Consider the following 18,883-nt stretch of genomic DNA (forward strand, 5'->3'; position numbering starts at 1 on the left):
ATCGGGAAGGCAAGCCTAAAGGGTTCTTCTACTTAGATCACCGAACGGTTGATGGCAAACATAATTTAATTACCGATACCTATGTCACAGCTGGAAATATCCATGATCCCCAGCCTTACATGGCTCGATTAAAACGCCAGTTAGAGCGGTTTGGCTTTAATCCGGTTGGTGTCGGCCTTGATGCGGGTTATTTTACGGCTCCCATTTGCCATTTACTGCTGGCAGAGCAGATATATCCGGTGTTGGGTTATCGTCGTCCCACCCATGGTGCGAATCCCATCAGAAAAAAGCAGTTTATCTATAACAGTCAAAACGATACTTATACTTGCCCAAACGGGCAAACATTAATATATAAAACTACCAGCAGGGAAGGTTATCGTCATTATCATTCTGATGCAACAACCTGCAAAATCTGTCCGTTATTGTCACAGTGTACACAGAGTAAAAATACACAGAAAGTCATCACACGGCATATCTGGGAAGCAGATAAAGAGAAAGCCAACGAGATTCGTTTAAGTCAGTGGGGTAAAAAAGTCTATGCTCGGCGAAAAGAAACGATAGAGCGCAGCTTTGCTGATGCTAAACAACATCACGGACATCGCTATGCACGATTTAGAGGAAGAGCGCAGGTTCAAATGCAGTGTTTATTGGCCGCAACGGCTCAAAATATCAAGAAAATAGCGATAAAGCTATTTTTGTTACGTTTTTTTAGGCTATTTTTTAATTTATTTAATAAAATCCAAATTAAAAATCCTATTTATGGTTTAAATAAAAAAATAAACCCCGAATTATATCGAGGTTTGTCATCAATCTGAAGCCTTGATATATTCAAGGCTTTTTTCTTTTCATTAAAAATGTTTTTAACAAAATTGTTTAACAAAAAACAACCAACTAATGAATAAATTTGACATTTTCTATTGAAATTCATTTTTTTATTCCCATATAGCAATACATCAATAAATCAAACCATTATGTTAATTTATTCAATTAATACTAACTAGCGATGAACTAATAAGCTAGCGAAATGAAAAAGTTAGTTGATAACAAAGTCATTTTCGCCATTAGCATTAATTGAAATGACTAAATATGATAGAGGAACTAGTCAATGAGTAAGCAAGGTACTGAAACTCGTGGATTTCAATCTGAAGTTAAACAAATTCTACATTTAATGATTCACTCTTTATATTCAAATAAGGAGATTTTTTTAAGAGAACTCATTTCAAACGCATCTGATGCAGCCGATAAATTACGTTTTAAAGCGCTTGAAAACCCAGACCTATATGCTGGTGATGGTGAACTGGGTGTGCGCATTTCTACTAATAAAGAAGCTGGCACATTAACCATTGCTGATAATGGCATTGGTATGACCCGCGATGAAGTGATTGAAAATTTAGGGACTATTGCTAAATCAGGTACTAAAGCATTTTTGGAATCAATTGGTAGCGATCAAGCAAAAGATAGCCAACTCATTGGTCAATTTGGTGTTGGATTTTATTCAGCCTTTATTGTTGCTGACAAAGTTACAGTGAGAACGCGCGCAGCCACAGCCAAAGCTGACGAAGCGGTTATGTGGGAATCTGCTGGTGAAGGTGAATATACGATCTCTGATGATAATAAAGAAACTCGTGGTACCGAAATCACTTTACACTTAAAAGAAGACGAAAAAGAGTTTTTAGACGATTGGCGTTTGCGTTCTATTATTAGCAAATATTCTGATCACATTTCACTCCCTGTTGAAGTGCAAACCACTGACGAAGAAAGCAAAGAAGTGAAATGGGAAAAAGTCAATAAAGCTCAAGCACTTTGGACTCGTAGCAAATCTGAGGTGACCGATGACGAATATAAAGAGTTTTATAAACATTTATCGCATGATTTTGCCGATCCAATAAGCTGGAGTCATAATCGCGTTGAAGGTAAGCAAGAGTATACCAGCTTACTTTATATTCCTGCGAAAGCGCCTTGGGATTTGTGGAATCGTGATAATAAACACGGCTTAAAGCTTTACGTACAACGTGTATTTATTATGGATGATGCCGAACAATTTATGCCTAATTATTTACGCTTTGTAAAAGGTTTAATTGATTCAAACGATCTTCCATTAAATGTATCGCGTGAAATTTTGCAAGATAACAAAATCACACAAAACTTGCGTAATGCATGTACTAAGCGTGTGTTACAAATGCTTGAAAAACTGGCTAAAGACGACAAAGAACAATATCAACAATTTTGGAGTGAATTTGGCTTAGTATTAAAAGAAGGTACTGGTGAAGACTTTGCAAACCGTGATGCAATCGCTAAATTACTTCGCTTTGCTTCAACGCATACCGATAGCGATGTGCAAACGGTGTCACTAGAAGATTACATTAGCCGTATGCAAGAAGGTCAAGAGAAGATCTATTACATTACCGCTGATAGCTATGGTGCGGCAAAAAATAGTCCTCATCTTGAGCTATTCCACAAAAAAGGTATTGAAGTATTATTATTATCTGATCGCATTGATGAATGGATGATGAGCAATTTAACGGAATTTGATGGTAAACAATTCCAATCAATCAGTAAATCCGACGAATCTATTGAAAAGCTTGCCGATCAAGATACAGAAGAGCAAAAACAAGTTGAAAAAGAACTTGAGCCATTTATTGAACGAGTCAAAAACACATTAGGCGATAAGGTGAAAGACGTTAAATTAACTCATCGGTTAACTGATACACCTGCAATTGTCACCACAGCCGCTGACGAAATGAGTACACAAATGGCTAAATTGTTTGCTGCTGCAGGTCAAAAAGCGCCAGAAATCAAATATACGTTTGAAATCAATCCAGATCATAAATTGGTTAAACGTATTGTCGATACGCAAGATGAAAGCGCATTTAATGACTGGGTTGAATTATTGCTTGATCAGGCTTTACTTGCGGAAAAAGGTTCGTTAAGTGATCCAAGTAAGTTTATTCAAACCATGAATAAATTATTGGCGCAATAATCAGATAATATTGCCTATATCAGCCTCGATAAGTTAGCGCTATCGAGGCTTTTTTATTCGCATTTATTCGCAAGAATCATAATATTTAAATAAATATTATGATTCTTGTCACATTTTTTTGTTTTTCTTCTTTCGATTTTTTTATGACGATTCATAATAAACCAACATAAGGAATTGATCATATCTAATGAAAGTTTATAAAATATTAAATAACAATGTTATTGTTACACTTGATGATAAAGGCAGTGAATTAATTGTCACTGGGCGTGGAATTGGGTTTAAAAAGCGTGAAGGCGATTTAATCGATCCTAGTCAGATAGAAAAGCAGTTTTCACTAGATAATAAAGTCATATTGCCAAAATTTAAAGAATTGCTTTCAGAAATCCCTTTTGAAGTATTGACGACATCTGAAGTTATCATTAATCATGCAAAAAAATGTATAGATGGCAAATTGCAAGATAGCATTTATATTTCGTTAACAGATCATATCCATTTTGCCATTGAGCGCCATAAACAAGGATTTAATATACCCAACGGTTTTTTATGGGAGATCAAAAAATTTTACCCTAAGGAGTTTCAAATTGGTTTATACGCCTTATCAATTATAAAAAAGCGGTTATCAATTGAGTTACCCGAAGACGAAGCGGGTTTTATTACTTTTCATATCATCAATGCACAATTAAATGGCACCATGCCCAATATTGTCAACATGACAAAAATCATGCGTGAAATCCTTAATATCGTAAAATATCATTTTAAATTTGAATATGATGAAGATTGTTTGTCCTATCAGCGCTTTGTTACCCATTTAAAATTTTTTGCTCACCGTATCTTAAGTCAAAACAAACAAACACAACAAGATAGCTCCTTATATGAATTAATTCGGCAAAAGTATGAGCTAGCCTATCTTTGTACTAAACAGATCGATTTACATTTAATACAACAATACCAGCACCCTTTAACTGACGATGAAAGTTTATATTTAACCATACATATCGAACGATTGCGCATGGAACTTAAAAAACAATAATGTGATATGAGTCACATTTTAATCATTATATTTCAAATCACTATGTTCATCCAGCCTAAATTATGTTAGCTTAAGTCAATCATTTTTGGATTGTTATTGCATAGTATAAAATGAATTGCTATGTGAGCAAAACCTGAGCACCTCTCTTAAAGAGGGACTTAGGTTTTTTTTTGCATAAAAAAGGATAAGGTATGAAAAATAAACAACTTGCCGAGTCAATTATTGAACTTGTAGGCGGTAAGGAAAACATTATCAGCCTAGTGCACTGTGCAACTAGACTTAGATTTGCATTAAAAGATGAATCAAAAGCAGACGCAGAAGCAATAAAAAAACAAGTTGGTGTGATTACTGTTGTACAAAGTGGTGGGCAATTTCAGGTTGTTATCGGCAATAATGTTGCAGATGTATTTAGTGATATTATGGCACTAACAAACCTTAGTGAAAAACCAGCAACGGAGACACCAGCAGGCACTAAAAAAGGTGTAATGTCAAAACTGATTGATTTAGTGTCAGGCATTTTTATTCCTGCCTTAGTGGTACTTGTCGCTGGGGGAATTTTCAAAGGAATAATTTCGATGTTACAAATGATGGAAGTTGTTACAACTAACACGCCAACTTACAACTTCTTAAATGCAATTGCCGATGCACCTTTTTATTATTTACCAATAATTCTTGGTTTTTCAGCCGTTAAAAAATTTGGCGGTAATCCTTATGTCGGTATGGCATTAGGTGGGGCGTTAGTTCATCCTAGTGTTGTTGGTATGTTAGGTAATGCTTTTGAATTAAAAACCGAGTTTTTCAGTATTCCTATTGAATTAATTCCTTATCCTTCATCGGTTTTTCCGGTAATTTTAGCAGCGTGGTTCTATTCATTATTAGAACGTAACTTTAACAAGATCATGCATGATTCGTTCAAAAAATTTATTTCACCACTATTTGGTTTGATAATTACCGTGCCATTAACTTTTGCCGCCATTGGTCCAGTAGTGTCATTTTTGAGTAATATTGTTGCTAGCGGTATCCTCTATGTTTATGAACTTAACTCCGTCATTGCTTCCATGATTTTAGCAGGGCTTTGGCAGGTAATGGTTGTTTTTGGCATCCATTGGGGATTAGTACCATTTTCGATGAACAATATCTCGCTGAAGCAAGAAGATTTTATGGTTCCAATTTTATTCCCTGCGGTATTTGCCCAAGTCGGTGCTGTATTGGCGGTTATGTTACGTAGTAAAGATCAACAAGTTAGAGCGTTAGCTAGTTCTTCTGTATTATCAGGGATTTTCGGGGTAACAGAGCCAGCAATTTATGGGGTTAACTTACCACTAAAACGCCCATTTATCATCGGCTGTGTCTCCGCAATGATCGGTGGTGGTATTGTTGGTTATTTTCATTCAGTTATCTACTCATTCAGCTTTATTAGTATCTTTTCTTTCTTACAATTAATCCCACCAACCGGAATTGGCGCACAATTTTATGCAGTTCTGTTTGGTTCGATTATCTCATTTGTTATTGCCACAATCGTTACTTATCTATTTGGTATTCCAAAAGATAAAAAAGCAGACGATGCACAGCCAGCACAAAGCAATGAAGCAAATAACAAAGTTAATGAAGTTAAACAAGCCATCGTTGCTATTTCAAGCCCAATGACAGGAAAACTAATTGATTTGAAAGAAGTAAATGACCCAACTTTTGCTAGTGAATTAATGGGTAAAGGTGTCGCAATCATTCCAACAGTCGGTCAAGCAGTAGCGCCTGACGATGGTGAAGTCGTTTCACTTTTTAGAACTAAACACGCCATTGGTTTTCAAACAGATTCTGGAGCCGAACTATTAATCCATATTGGTATTGATACCGTAAAATTAGATGGGCAACATTTCCAAGCACACATCGAAGCTGGTAGTAAAGTAAAAAAAGGTGATTTATTAGTGAGCTTTGATATAGAAGCCATTAAACAAGCTGGTTTCGAAGTCACCACACCAATTATTATTACTAACAGTGATAGTTATCAAGATATACAACGTATTTTTAAACATGAAAATATACAAAGTGGAGAGGCTTTATTAGCGTTATCCCAAAATAAGGAGTAAAAATGTCAACACAATTTCCTAATAATTTTCTTTGGGGAGGTGCCATTGCCGCCAATCAGGTTGAAGGCGCTTATCGTGAAAAAGGTAAAGGCTTATCAACATCAGATTGCACACCCAATGGTTTGTTTGGTGATATTATCAATCGCAATGAAACCAAGATTTCCAGTATAAAAGACAACGCTATCGATTTTTATCATCGTTACCCAGAAGATATTGCCCTATTTGCTGAAATGGGATTTACATGTTTACGCACATCAATTGCTTGGACACGCATATTTCCGAATGGAGACGAAGAACAACCCAATGAAGCTGGGCTAGCCTTTTATGATAAATTATTTGATGAAATGGCAAAGCACAACATCACGCCATTAGTCACTTTATCACATTATGAAATGCCCTATTATCTTGTCACTCAATATGGCGGTTGGGGCAATCGTAAAGTGATCGAATTTTTTACTCGTTATGCTAAAACCGTTTTTGCACGTTATAAAGATAAAGTTAAATATTGGTTAACTTTCAATGAAATCAATATGTCATTGCATGAACCGTTTACGGGTGTAGGCTTGGATAGAAACAGCACCAAACAACAAATCTACCAAGCGATTCATCATCAATTAGTTGCCAGTAGCCGAGCGGTTAAACTTTGTCATCAAATGATCCCTGATGCCAAAATTGGCAATATGTTATTAGGCGCAGTAGCTTACCCGCTTACCCCAAAACCAGAAGATGTGTGGGCAACTCATCAAGAAAATCATGGTTGGTTATTTTTTGGTGATGTGCAAGTTCGTGGTCATTATCCAACTTATATGAATCGCTTTTTTAAAGAAAGCAACATCCACCTTGATATTACCGAACAAGATAAAGAAGATCTGCAAGAAACGGTCGATTTTGTTTCATTTAGCTATTACATGAGTTGCTGTGCAACTTCAGATGAATCACAAAAAACTAAAGGTAACATTTTAGACATGGTTCCTAATCCTTACCTTAAAGCATCAGAATGGGGATGGCAAATCGATCCTGTTGGAATTCGTTACTTGCTTAATTTACTTTATGAACGTTATCAAAAACCATTATTTATTGTCGAAAACGGTTTAGGCGCTAAAGATAAATTAGAAACTGATGGCACTATCAATGATGATTATCGAATAAATTATATGAATGATCATTTAGTGCAAATTCGAGAAGCCATTAATGATGGTGTTGAAGTGATGGGATACACCAGTTGGGGACCAATAGATCTTATCAGCGCATCGAAAGCAGAAGTGACTAAACGTTATGGGTTTATCTATGTAGATTTAAACCAAGATGGCTCAGGAACGCTAAATCGCTATAAAAAGAAAAGCTTCTATTGGTATCAATCAGTAATTGCATCGAAAGGTGAAAATTTAAAAAAATAAGGTAATTTGAAGAGGGGGGATTACCCATATCAATTCCCTACTTTTCCCAACGACAATATCGCAATATGTAGCTAGACAAACAATTAACCTAATAGAAAAATAAAAATATATTATTAATCATAATTACTATAAAACGACATCAATAAGAAATTGAATTTTAACATATTGGATTGTTACTGCTTTTAGCAGGCAAAACCTAAATATTAATTAGAGCATTGTTCTCCGATTTAACATTTAGTTTTTTTTAAATATAAAAATAAGTTAGGAAAAATAACAATGAAAATAAAATATCTAATAATGATGTTAATAGGGATATCAAGTTGTTCTATATTTGCAAATGAAACCATCAATAGCTCAATCTTAGATAATGCATTTTTTAAAGATTCTAAATTTGATTTTTCAACTCGTAATCACTGGAAGTATTTAAAAGAAAATGCCGCCCAACCAAAAGAAGTTCATAGTGCTTGGGGGCAAGCATTTACTTTTGATTATAAATCAGGCTATTTACTTGATATAATTGGTTTTGATGTAACATATAGCAATATAATTAAGTTAGGTGCGAGCGATTATTTTGCGACCCGTAATTTACTGTATAATGATGGTAAAAGCTATAACAAACACCATGCCCACGGCTTTAATAAATTTACCCAACGTTATGCAAAAGTTAAACTGGGCAATGACGCCATTAATTTCAATGGTAAAGCGGGTTGGCATAGTCTGAAAGATTTAGGTGTAATTAGTTCAACTCAGCACCTGACTCGGAATAGTTATCTTGGTTATAGTGGTATTTTTAAATATGATAATATTTACTTTTCATTAGCTTATATAAATAGCACCCTACCACGAGAATCATCTAAAAAATTACATTTTTTAACCAATGACCGTAAAAAAGTCATTAATAATATTTCCACAGCAGAAATTGCTTACAAAGATAAAAATATCACTTTAGATTATTCTTATGGCGTTGCCAAAGATTACCTAAGACGCCATGCAATTGAATTATCCTATAAGCCAATACAAAAACTCATTTTAGGTGGGCAATTCTATGGTAGCTATGCACTCGATAATTATGATGCTATGAAACAAAACAAAAAAGAGTTTGAAGATCATGCTTGGCATTATGCAACTGATGTTGAATGGAAAGAGCAAGATTGGAGTGTCAAAGTTGGATTGGCTTATACCGATGCCAATAAACACAATGCTCTAGGACATTATAATCGACATTTAGGTAAAAATACGCGGGCGCGTTTTAATGGTCTTGCGGCTGCAGGCGCAGATTATATGCGAGACGGAGAGCTCGTACTAACCACCGTAATGAGTTACGATTTTGTTAAAGATAATAGTACAGGTTTATATATGAATTATGGTCAATTTAACTACAAACATAATACATTAAAAAATGGCGAAGTTAACGTTTTTGATATATGGAAACCAACTAGTGGCGCTTTTAAAAATTTTTCTATTTTATCAAAGGTCGGATATGGTTGGTCTTATAAAACAGTCAGTGCCTCAGACCTTACACCTAAACTTAGACACGGAAAATACCAACGTTCACCTTCACTTTCGGCGGAAACGGTAATTGATTACCGATTTAATTTATTATAAAGAGGACAAAACAATGAAAAAATTTATTATATTAATTAGCACATTAATTATTTCAATAACAACCTTATCACAAGCTTTTGCTGATGATGTATATCTCTATGTCACTCGCCATGGTAAAACTATGTTTAATAACGTACATCGTGCTCAAGGCTGGTCTGATACGCCACTAACCAAACCAGGGGTTGAAGTGGCCGAACAACTAGGACGCGGTTTAAAAGATGTTAAATTTATTTCGGCTTATTCTAGTGATTTAGGTCGAGCACGACAAACTGCCCGCATTGTTTTAGAAACTAAAGGTGACAAAATTCAAATTAATGAAATGGAAGGATTGCGTGAAACCTGTTTTGGTGATTATGAAGGTGATCTTGATCCTAATATGTGGAATCCTGCTGCAAAATATTTAGGTTATGCATCTGATAAAGATCTAATGGATGACATGGCAAAAGGTAAAGTTACCCTAAAAAAAATGATGAATGCTATTGCTGCAGTTGAAAAATCAGGCGAAGCCGAAGACTACAATAAAGTAAAAACGCGTATGCAAGCATCATTAAAAACTATTGCTGAATCAGCCAAAGCGCAAGGTGGAGGTAATGTTTTAGTGGTCTCTCATGGCATGGCAATTATGGCTATGGTTGAAGAATGGCTAGATAAACCAATTACAGCAGGATTAGGCAACGCCAGTGTCACTAAAATTCGTTATACAGATGATGGAAAATTTATTGTCGAAAGTTTAGGTGATATGAGCTACGTCGAAAAAGGTAAAAATCAGACTAACTAACTTTATCCTAAGCAACTTCAGTTTAAATAACTTCAGCCAAAAACTTTAGGCTAAATAGCTTTACAATATATGGCTCACTAATGAGCCATATTTTTCATTGCCATTTATTCGCAATATTATTAAATAAATTTGTAGTATTTATCACCATAAACAAGCATAATTTGCCATGATTTTTATCAGGCATTAAGGAGGCTAATATGTTTTATGTATGCCAATATTCATCACCAATGGGGCTTATTACCCTAGCCAGCCAGCAAGATAAACTTGTTGGAGCATGGATTGAAGGACAAAAATATTTTGGTGATATGATAACTGCACAAAAAGAAGAAAAGCCTAATTTGCCCATTTTTAATTCTACCCAAAAATGGCTTGATGATTATTTTTTAGGGAAAAGACCGAATCTAAATAGACTAGAACTTGCGCCCAAAGGTACACCTTTTCGCCATTTAGTATGGGAAATTTTATGCAAAATTCCCTATGGTGAGGTTGTTACTTACGGCGACATTGCAAAACAGATAGCGTTACAAAACCACCAAGCAAGCATGTCAAGCCAAGCTGTGGGCGGTGCTGTTGGTCATAACCCCATATCAATCATTATTCCCTGCCATCGAGTTATCGGTGCAAATGGCAACTTAACAGGATATGCAGGTGGGATCGATAAAAAAATAGCCCTACTTAAATACGAAGGTATAGATACCTCTCAATTTCATCTTCCAACTAAAAGTACCACCATTTAGAGAATAAAAATTGCACTAACTTAATATTCATTGTTTTTTAAAACACTTATTTTTATACATGAAATATGGCACTAACTGAAGTTTCTTGATATGAAATAAATTTTTCGATGTACTCTTTTTAAAAGATTGAGTTCATTTGATATTAAAAAAATGACTTAATTAGTTTATACTCAAACTCGTAAACATGACTAATTAAAGCGATTAAATAATGATCTTAGCTATAGAAATTAATTATTTAACCCACTCAAATTTAAAATAATACCTACGGATAGGGAATAATGAAAATTAAAAATATACCACTTGTTTTACTTTTAATACTCTCTTCTCCTGTATTAGGTTCAACCTATGTTTACAAAGGCCATATTGCCAATAAAGAAATAACGTTATATTCAGACAGCAATTTTATCAATGCTTTTTGGGTTGATAAAGATGATCATAAACAAATACAACACCCATTATCCTCTGATTGTAAGTTTATTAGCTCATGCGATAATGTAAGCAAGCAAACTGATTTAACGCTTTATGATGATACCGATATTTATATCGATAACAATACTAACCAAATAAAGTTTAAAGACTCAATCAGTTATTTTAAATTTAATCATATATGGGCAGAACAGAACAAGGCGCCAAAAATTTTTAACCAGAATTTGATGGGTTATTGGTTTGATGGCAAGAAAAACCAACAATATACGGTAACTTTACAAAAGCAATTTGAAATAAGTAATAAAAAAGAGGATGAATTTAATCATTTAGAATTATTACAATCTGATTCATCTGATAAAGCCTATTTTACTGCGGTATTATCGAAAAAAAAACAAGAAAAAATTAGACTGGTTGGTATTAATATTTATGCCAAAAATAACCATCAATTACTACAAAAAATAAGAAATTTAAATTATAGCTACAATTACTTTAACAGTATTGAGTTAAAAGATATCAATTTTGATGGTCAACTTGATTTAGCCATTAAAAAATATCCTTCACAGTCTAGATTAGGAGACAACGAAGATTACTATATTAATGTCAATGGTAAATTTGTTGCAACAAACTTATGGGGCAGTAATATCTATTTTAACTCAAAAGATAACACAGCTACGGGTCAAAAAGATTGTTACGATTATAATGAAAAACAACAAAAGATTTTGACAACAATACAAAGTATCTACCATTATAAAAAACACCAATATATCCATATGAAAAACAGCTGTCAGTTAAAAAATATTGATACCAACCAAGACAGACAATGCAATGACAATGAATATAATAATTGTTTGCTAAAAAGAAATAATATTCATTTTGATAATCCCCACTACATTGATGAGGATAATATACTCTATAAAAATATGGTATGGTATAAAGGTAAAATGATTGATGGCTATGTATATGATGATGATTAATTTAAATGGCTACAACTTAGTGTAAGATATATTATAAAGATGAAAACATTACATATTGATCTTATTGATATCATTAATAATGGCGGTTTTTTAAAAAGCTTACCTTGTTTAAAAAGAGAGGCTTTTCTTCATCATTGCCAAATAGAAACAATGAAACCAGCAATTTTATACACGGCTAAAATAGGGATTTTGATATCGAAATAGGCATATCCCAAAAAGGGGATAACAACTACGAACTACTTAACTTATCAGAGGATAAACAAGCCTTGAGTGATATAGCTATTGATGATAAAAATGGAATAATGAAAACCAATTTTAATGATTTGTTATCCTCTAATATCATTCAATCATTACCAAAGTATACAGTAAACCATATAGATGATATAGGACAAATTTAAATACTTTTCTACAGTGGAAGCACGCTAATTTATCAAAATACTAATTTACCGCCAGTATTGATATCAAACACATTAACAGTGGAGATTTTTTAAATTTAAAATTCGTTAACCAACCATTAACATATTACCTAACCTATTGATTTTAAATTCTGTTAATAAACTTTGGTTTATTACGCTGACCAAAGTTCGCAATGACGAATAAGATGAAGCAAGCAAAATGGATAAGCCAAACTCACTTGCATAGTTATTTAAATATTACAGTTCTATTGGATGTAATATCACTTTATCAGGCGTAGTAAAAAATGAGACATAAGCGCCAACTTCACATGTGTCAGATGTTTCTATAAAAACAATATCATTTGCAACTGACAAAACTAAAACCCCTTTATCTTCACAAGATATTACTTTTGCATTAAACACGATGTTGTTATCAATCAAATTGATGTAAGCTTCATGTTTTTTGCCAAGTGTTATATTTCTACTCCATTGAAAAAAATCGTTAATATCTAATTCAACATGATAAGCCACGTTTAATAATGGTTTATTTTCCCCCAAATAGCAACGCCATAACCTAAGTCAGATTCAAACTCAACTAAACGCTTGTCTATTCTATTTTTTAAAGTAATTTTCATTTTGGTAATACGATTTTAATCTCTCTATTATCAACATCTATTACACTAGCAAATTGCATAAATTAATATTTTTTCATGATAAAGATGTCATACTATCTAAACCCTTACAAGACATTTAGGTATTATAAATGATTCGCCATTCTTCGGTTATGCTTCTTGCTTGATTGAGATTATTAACATCAAATTTGATGTAATCAATTAGTTTCGCACTCAAACGGTATAGAATCCTGAATATTTTTTATAAAAATATAAATCCCAAAAGAAATAAATAAAATCTTTAACGTAAAATTGATGAGTAAATGGAAAAAGATTTAGGTATAGCTAATTTACATAATGGATAAAATGATATTGTTAACCTTGGTAGTAAACATATCAGGCATACAAAATCAACAAAATATGACAATTATCAAAAACGACTCTTGTATGATCCTTATATAACTAGCCATCTAGATTTTCAATGCTTTAACAAAAATCGTTACTTGGACTTCTTTTAATATGGATATAATTTGGTGTTCTGTCATTTTTTCACAACTAAATCCGCTATTATTTCTACCATTAAAGATATTCTACTTTTAGCTGTACCATTTTAGGCAAGCATTACGTAAACTTGCGTATTAATATTTATCTGAATAGAGACTTAATTCCCAGCATTTACCTAATTTAGGTTTGATATTTTCACTATATTTAGTAGCAATTAATCCTCCTCAATGCATTTATCATTAATAATCGATAGCACACTGAATTGATTAAATTGCTTTTTTAATGTGTTATATTTATCTAGCTTATCAACATTTTTTCCATTGATAAAAGAAGCTTCAATCAGTGTATTGAACTGTTTATATTCTTCATTCAACCACTCATTGGATAGTGAAATATAATTATCTTTAATAGTCAATTTATCCGCATAAGCTCCAGAGTAAGAAAAGTACACGCCAAAATAAAAACTATCATGTTCACAGAAAGTTATATCTAATTGACTATTCAAAAATTCACTTATTTCTTCTTTAGATTTATCACTACCGTATGTTACAAAGTATGATTTTTTCATTTATCACTCATCATATATCTTAGAAAGCCATGTAAAAAAACCACAAACTCAACTAACTTTGTTAAGGGGATATGTGCTATTTCTAAGTGATTAATTCGCCATTTTAGGCAAGATCAAGCTAATAAATTTAACAATTATCACAAAAGCCCATCTTCTTTAAATTTAGCAAGCACTTTGCGCCCTTTGTCAGAAAGCTCTAGTTTTTTAAGATAACTAGCAATCATGTTTTTTGGTAAACCCCAAAAAACTTTAGGATATACCAACCAAAAGCCTAATGTTTCATCAGGAAAAGGAATGTTAGGATTATTATATTCATCTTCATCAGGATCATAATCGTCCTCGGCTTCACTTTTAATAATCATTGATAAAAAGGTATCAAACGAATTTGTAACAAACTTCAGATTAGTATTTTGTTCTAGATAACCGCCTTTTACAGACATATCAAAATAAAGATCATTCACTTCATGATCCCAATAATAAACTTCGCCATTTGGGCTTAAGCAAAGCAAATCGCCGTAATTAAGCGTTGCTACGGCAAAATAATCCTCAGGTATCCTATTTAAATAGACATCGTTGGTAGCTAATAAATCTTCTCTATCTTCCTTTGAAAAACCCAAAATGACCTCTAAGGGCAATGATTCGCCCTCACAATCAATACAGTAGTCAATATTGGCTTCATTATCAAAAACAACAACATTATATTTTTTCAAAAAATCAATATAAGCATTGCTTGAAGGTGTTTTTAATTTTAACGCTGAAATGCGTTTATCTATATTTTTAGGAACACTATATTTTGATTTAAACACTCTAACTCCTGAAATACTGCTTAATATAAAGACTGGCACGCCTACATGTTAAAAGTGATAATATGATTTGTGCCAATAAAATATCATTTAATGCACATTAAAATTAATTTGCACTATATATATTTTGCTATTACTTTACTATGACAGGTATTGTTTGTGTTTTTGGGCTTGGTACTGACGTATCTATTTTTAACTCAGGTAGTTCAGCATTTTGGTCTGTTACTTTTACTTTTGTTTTTGTCGATTTATTATTTACCTTTTTATTTGTAGATTTAGAGGATTTTGTTGATACACCATCTAAACGTACATAGAAGATATTCTTTTGTCCATTATCACAAAATCCAACGAGCTTTCCTTCATGCTGTTGTTGCGATTGATCGGTTGGCACGAGTTTCAATTGAAATTTAGCCTGATCAACACCGTTGTTTTTAATTTTTTCAGCAATTTTGCCACTCACTTCATCACAATTTGATGCTAAAGACAACATAGGCAATCCAAGTAAAAATATACCAATTATTTTTTTCATTCCTTTCATTCCTTTCTATGTAGTTTGATTAGTATGGGTATTATAACCTATTAGATAAATAGATAAACTGTATATTTTTATTCAATTATTTTCTAGCAAAAGCCTAGTTGACCAGAATAAATCTAAAAAATCTTATATTTTATTAATCTTATTTAAAAAGATTTCATCTGCTGGATTTTCCTATGTTATTTACACATTCTGGTTAAAATAAAATTCAATTTTGATTGATTTTATTTGCTTGGTAAAGTTTAATAAAAGTATACTCAACTGTTATTTGTATTCAGCGCCATTATCTGAGTAAATACCATCAACGGTATGAGGGTATTTGTGCTAATGTAACTATCCCCCTAAAATAACACGGCCAAAAGTAGAAAATCCTCGCTGTTTTCAAGTAAGGATTTTTATAATGATGATCGCTTAATGATAAGTAATAAATTATGGTTTAATATAATGTAACAAATTAAATCATTAATCTTTTATATCACGCTATAAATTTAATACTGAGTATACAAATAGTTTTTCATTGTTATTTGCTTTATCATAATGATATGTGATTGGTTTATCATAAATTACATAAGCATAAATTTTACAATGAATAATCATTCATCCCATGTGGATAGCTCAAAATCTCATCCAAATTCAAATTATTTTTTGCTAAGTAACTAAATAAATCATCGATTGAATTGATATATTTAAATTCGCCAACCCATTCGTAGCAAGGATCAAATCCATTTTCAATATCTTCCATTAAAAAAGAATTCTGACGGACTTTAAATTTAGCTTCCGATTTTTCACATATCTTCTTTTTATATTCAGGCAAAAAATTTGCATCCCAATCCATTACGAATCACCCCTTTACAAAGTAAATGAAGGATCAACCTGAATTTGCAAGCTAATCTCAAGCCAAAATCCAAGCGCTTTATCATTATAAATCAATTAATTAAATAAAACATCTCCTTATAAAAGATGGGTGAGATTGTCTTTGTGCATTATATGCACTCCTATATTTATGGATCCCATTGGAAAAAGATATGTATAATTTTGCCACTCTTTTCGTGTATTTGAAGATGGGGTTGAATTCCATCTGGATTCTTTAAAAGCGCGATTAAATTTTTAGCAGAAAGGCCTTTTTCACCAGTCATATTTAAATATTTATCACCTAAATTGTAATAGTCTTTATTTAATCTGACGCTTGAATTATTTTATAACACAAAAAGTAGAGTCAGAAATAAATCAAACAGCAAAAATCATCAAACCAAAATTAGCACTTTTAGAATTTGGTATGTCCACACTTTTTAGTACCAAAAAGTGTGGACATACCAGTCCTTAGCTGAACGACCACGCATACAATAATAATAGATTTCAATATATTCAAATAGTGCTTTGTTGGTTAGCATCCTCGGTCACTGCGAACGAGCATATTTTTAAGAAAGTAACGCCGAAACAAAGCTTGCTTTAATGTATTACAGACTAAATGACGGTCTAGATAACGACTCGTTTGCCTAGATTTTCGATATTATGAGAGTTGATATTCCCCCATAAAATCGTTCAGGTAGAGCATTGATTTTATTTAGTTTTTTTGATTTAATAATTTTTATAAAATCAAGTACTTATAGTTTAATTTATGTTTTTATTGTGATGTTTTTTGGAGTTTTTCCACCATTACAAAGTGCTGACAACTGCAACAGGATAGCAAAGAGACCATTTTATCCCAGCTAAAGCAAAAAATTGCTAAGAAAATCGCTCTATTTTCTTAGCTCATACATTGCTATTAAAGCTATTTATTTAACTCATTTAACCAAAAGCCTAAAGCGTTCGAAACCATAATGAATAAAAATAATCATTGAAGTTTACTCTTTTAATAAATTGCCAACTATTGAAAATATAATTCCCCCTAGCATTTAAGGACTAAACCATAATGGTTAATTAGCAGCACAAAGCACGTTCCTACTAGCTCTCAGACCAAGCACATCACCGTCGTCCGAGTCAACACCGAATAAATAATTATTGCCTATATCACTAGTCCAGTAGTTACGGTCGACAAAGTCCGCATTGGTATAATGAAGCATGTCGCCCCACTCAGTAAAAAAGCCTGCGCCAATTCGACGCTGATAATGATTACCAGATGATGATGGTATGGCGCCGACAGAACCTTGACACCAGTGACCTGACCACTTACCCGAACAAACCGCATTAGTTAAATCCCTTACCTGTGGAAAACGATAACCTAAATGACTACACCAAGAGGCTTGATTAGAAGCGTCATTAGATCGAGATCCACGATTAACGAACCACTGCTTCAACTCAAACCCATACTTAACGACCACACTACCTTGACTATCTCTCCCCACTAACTCAAATGTTTGAGGCAAGGTTGGCTTGCTAAGTGGACTTGGGGAATCTGAGCTTTTTTGGTTATCACTTGCCCTAGGACCCGTTAGCGTAACGCGTATTACCTCTACTGAATGATTGGATATCCAATCATCGCTTGCATTTGGTAATGTCCTTGTTACAGTAGCTGTTATTCCCCCATGCGTAACAGAAGCCCAAGTCAACTGGCGACCTCCTCCTATGTCTAAATCAAAGTACAAGCCATCTGCACCTGTTGTCGGAAAATTTAATTCGTAAAATGTTGGATTAGTTGATTGAACTAGAAATCCTTTAGTTGGATTCCAAATATTAGGTGGACCAGCGTAATCACCTGTACCATAGGTTAGATTGGGTCTTACATAACAGATTTTAGGAGGTAAATTTGGGCTGATGTAGTACTCCACCGATTGACGGTGGAAATAATTTGTATCTGGTACACCGTACTGTGTTTTTAAAAATCCCGCTGTACTACTTAACATCACCTTATAAGGTGCTTTACAAATATCTAAAATATCATTACGACTAACAGCATTACCATTTTTATCGAAAAAATAAGCAGATAGATTTCCTTTTGCGGTTACGCCATTTACTCCCTGACCATCACCATCATCATCGCCCCAATAATGATAAGTGTTCACTATATCATTTAAACTGACTGAATCAACTGATGAGGGAATCAACATGTGAATATCGCTTAAAGTACTTCCTTTAGGTAAAGTTATTGGATTTGTTACGCTTGATGTATTGGTTGATGGAGTAACTATTGTTCCATCCGATAGAGTGATATTCAATAAATCCTCGGTTGTGATCACTTTAGTTTTACCACCATCAAATGTTAAATATGGTGCACTACCTTGTATAACATTACTAGTATGCACCGTTAATGCCTGCGAATTGGGCGAATACGACAATAACAACAATGGTCCTAATACCAACGGGATTTTTGTAAATAATTCTATGGATAATTTCGATGATAAAAATGAGGCAAGTGTAAAAACTCGTCTAACGTAGTTATTTGATAAATTTAAGACATAGGTTTGCCATGTCTGGTGTCTGGTGTCTGGTGTCTGGTGTCTGGTGTCTGGTGTC

16 protein-coding genes and 1 pseudogene are annotated in these 18,883 nt (G+C 33.3%); 10 read left to right on the forward strand and 7 right to left on the reverse strand.

Translation table 11 applies throughout. The features are described 5' to 3' along the window. From A9G40_RS13130 to A9G40_RS15095, 10 genes are all read left to right on the forward strand, one after another. Positions 1–815: transposase (locus A9G40_RS13130; RefSeq protein WP_255307324.1), on the forward strand; the 815-nt coding region annotated here is incomplete at its 5' end. Between the two features lie 290 nt (positions 816–1,105). Next, entirely contained in the window at positions 1,106–2,980 is a 1,875-nt protein-coding gene (gene htpG / locus A9G40_RS13135; protein WP_065583387.1) for a molecular chaperone HtpG, read from the forward strand. A gap of 187 nt (positions 2,981–3,167) precedes the next feature. Further along, positions 3,168–4,010 carry a BglG family transcription antiterminator LicT gene (gene licT / locus A9G40_RS13140; RefSeq protein ID WP_065583388.1) on the forward strand — a complete coding sequence of 281 codons (843 nt, stop codon included), beginning with the start codon at positions 3,168–3,170 and terminating at the stop codon, positions 4,008–4,010. 191 nt (positions 4,011–4,201) lie between these two features. After that, the gene (locus A9G40_RS13145) at positions 4,202–6,097 is read left to right on the forward strand and encodes a beta-glucoside-specific PTS transporter subunit IIABC (RefSeq protein ID WP_065583389.1); all 1,896 of its coding nucleotides are present in this window, start codon (positions 4,202–4,204) and stop codon (positions 6,095–6,097) included. A gap of 2 nt (positions 6,098–6,099) precedes the next feature. Next, positions 6,100–7,494 carry a glycoside hydrolase family 1 protein gene (locus A9G40_RS13150; RefSeq protein ID WP_065583390.1) on the forward strand — a complete coding sequence of 465 codons (1,395 nt, stop codon included), beginning with the start codon at positions 6,100–6,102 and terminating at the stop codon, positions 7,492–7,494. A gap of 276 nt (positions 7,495–7,770) precedes the next feature. Further along, on the forward strand, positions 7,771–9,099 hold the full coding sequence (locus A9G40_RS13155) for an OprD family outer membrane porin (protein ID WP_065583391.1): 1,329 nt from the start codon (positions 7,771–7,773) through the stop codon (positions 9,097–9,099). Positions 9,100–9,112: 13 nt separating this feature from the next. After that, positions 9,113–9,877, forward strand: coding sequence for a histidine phosphatase family protein (locus A9G40_RS13160; protein WP_065583400.1), 765 nt, complete (start codon positions 9,113–9,115; stop codon positions 9,875–9,877). Between the two features lie 197 nt (positions 9,878–10,074). Then, positions 10,075–10,614: a methylated-DNA--[protein]-cysteine S-methyltransferase gene (locus A9G40_RS13165; protein WP_065583392.1), complete on the forward strand. Its 540-nt coding sequence runs from the start codon at positions 10,075–10,077 to the stop codon at positions 10,612–10,614. A gap of 278 nt (positions 10,615–10,892) precedes the next feature. Further along, positions 10,893–12,014 carry a hypothetical protein gene (locus tag A9G40_RS13170; protein ID WP_065583393.1) on the forward strand — a complete coding sequence of 374 codons (1,122 nt, stop codon included), beginning with the start codon at positions 10,893–10,895 and terminating at the stop codon, positions 12,012–12,014. Between the two features lie 39 nt (positions 12,015–12,053). Then, entirely contained in the window at positions 12,054–12,218 is a 165-nt protein-coding gene (locus A9G40_RS15095) for a hypothetical protein (RefSeq protein WP_176700505.1), read from the forward strand. Positions 12,219–12,667: 449 nt separating this feature from the next. Here A9G40_RS15095 and A9G40_RS13175 read toward each other — a convergent pair whose 3' ends face one another. The 7 genes and pseudogenes from A9G40_RS13175 to A9G40_RS15100 form a co-directional block, all read right to left on the reverse strand. After that, entirely contained in the window at positions 12,668–12,967 is a 300-nt protein-coding gene (locus A9G40_RS13175; protein WP_065583394.1) for a hypothetical protein, read from the reverse strand. 771 nt (positions 12,968–13,738) lie between these two features. Further along, complete coding sequence (locus tag A9G40_RS13180; RefSeq protein WP_065583395.1) at positions 13,739–14,092, reverse strand: hypothetical protein; 354 nt, start codon at positions 14,090–14,092, stop codon at positions 13,739–13,741. 137 nt (positions 14,093–14,229) lie between these two features. Beyond that, positions 14,230–14,898, reverse strand: coding sequence for an SMI1/KNR4 family protein (locus tag A9G40_RS13185; RefSeq protein ID WP_065583396.1), 669 nt, complete (start codon positions 14,896–14,898; stop codon positions 14,230–14,232). Between the two features lie 130 nt (positions 14,899–15,028). Then, the gene (locus tag A9G40_RS13190; RefSeq protein WP_065583397.1) at positions 15,029–15,424 is read right to left on the reverse strand and encodes a DUF1161 domain-containing protein; all 396 of its coding nucleotides are present in this window, start codon (positions 15,422–15,424) and stop codon (positions 15,029–15,031) included. Positions 15,425–16,010: 586 nt separating this feature from the next. Beyond that, positions 16,011–16,265, reverse strand: a complete 255-nt coding sequence (locus tag A9G40_RS13195) for a hypothetical protein (RefSeq protein ID WP_065583398.1) — start codon at positions 16,263–16,265, stop codon at positions 16,011–16,013. A 166-nt stretch (positions 16,266–16,431) separates the two neighbouring features. Then, complete coding sequence (locus tag A9G40_RS15595) at positions 16,432–16,566, reverse strand: hypothetical protein (RefSeq protein ID WP_255307325.1); 135 nt, start codon at positions 16,564–16,566, stop codon at positions 16,432–16,434. A gap of 780 nt (positions 16,567–17,346) precedes the next feature. Then, positions 17,347–18,883 (reverse strand): annotated as a pseudogene (locus tag A9G40_RS15100) (hypothetical protein); the annotation flags it as partial.

Origin of the sequence: Gilliamella sp. Nev3-1, assembly GCF_001690435.1 — a bacterium.
GTDB lineage: Bacteria > Pseudomonadota > Gammaproteobacteria > Enterobacterales > Orbaceae > Gilliamella > Gilliamella apicola_C.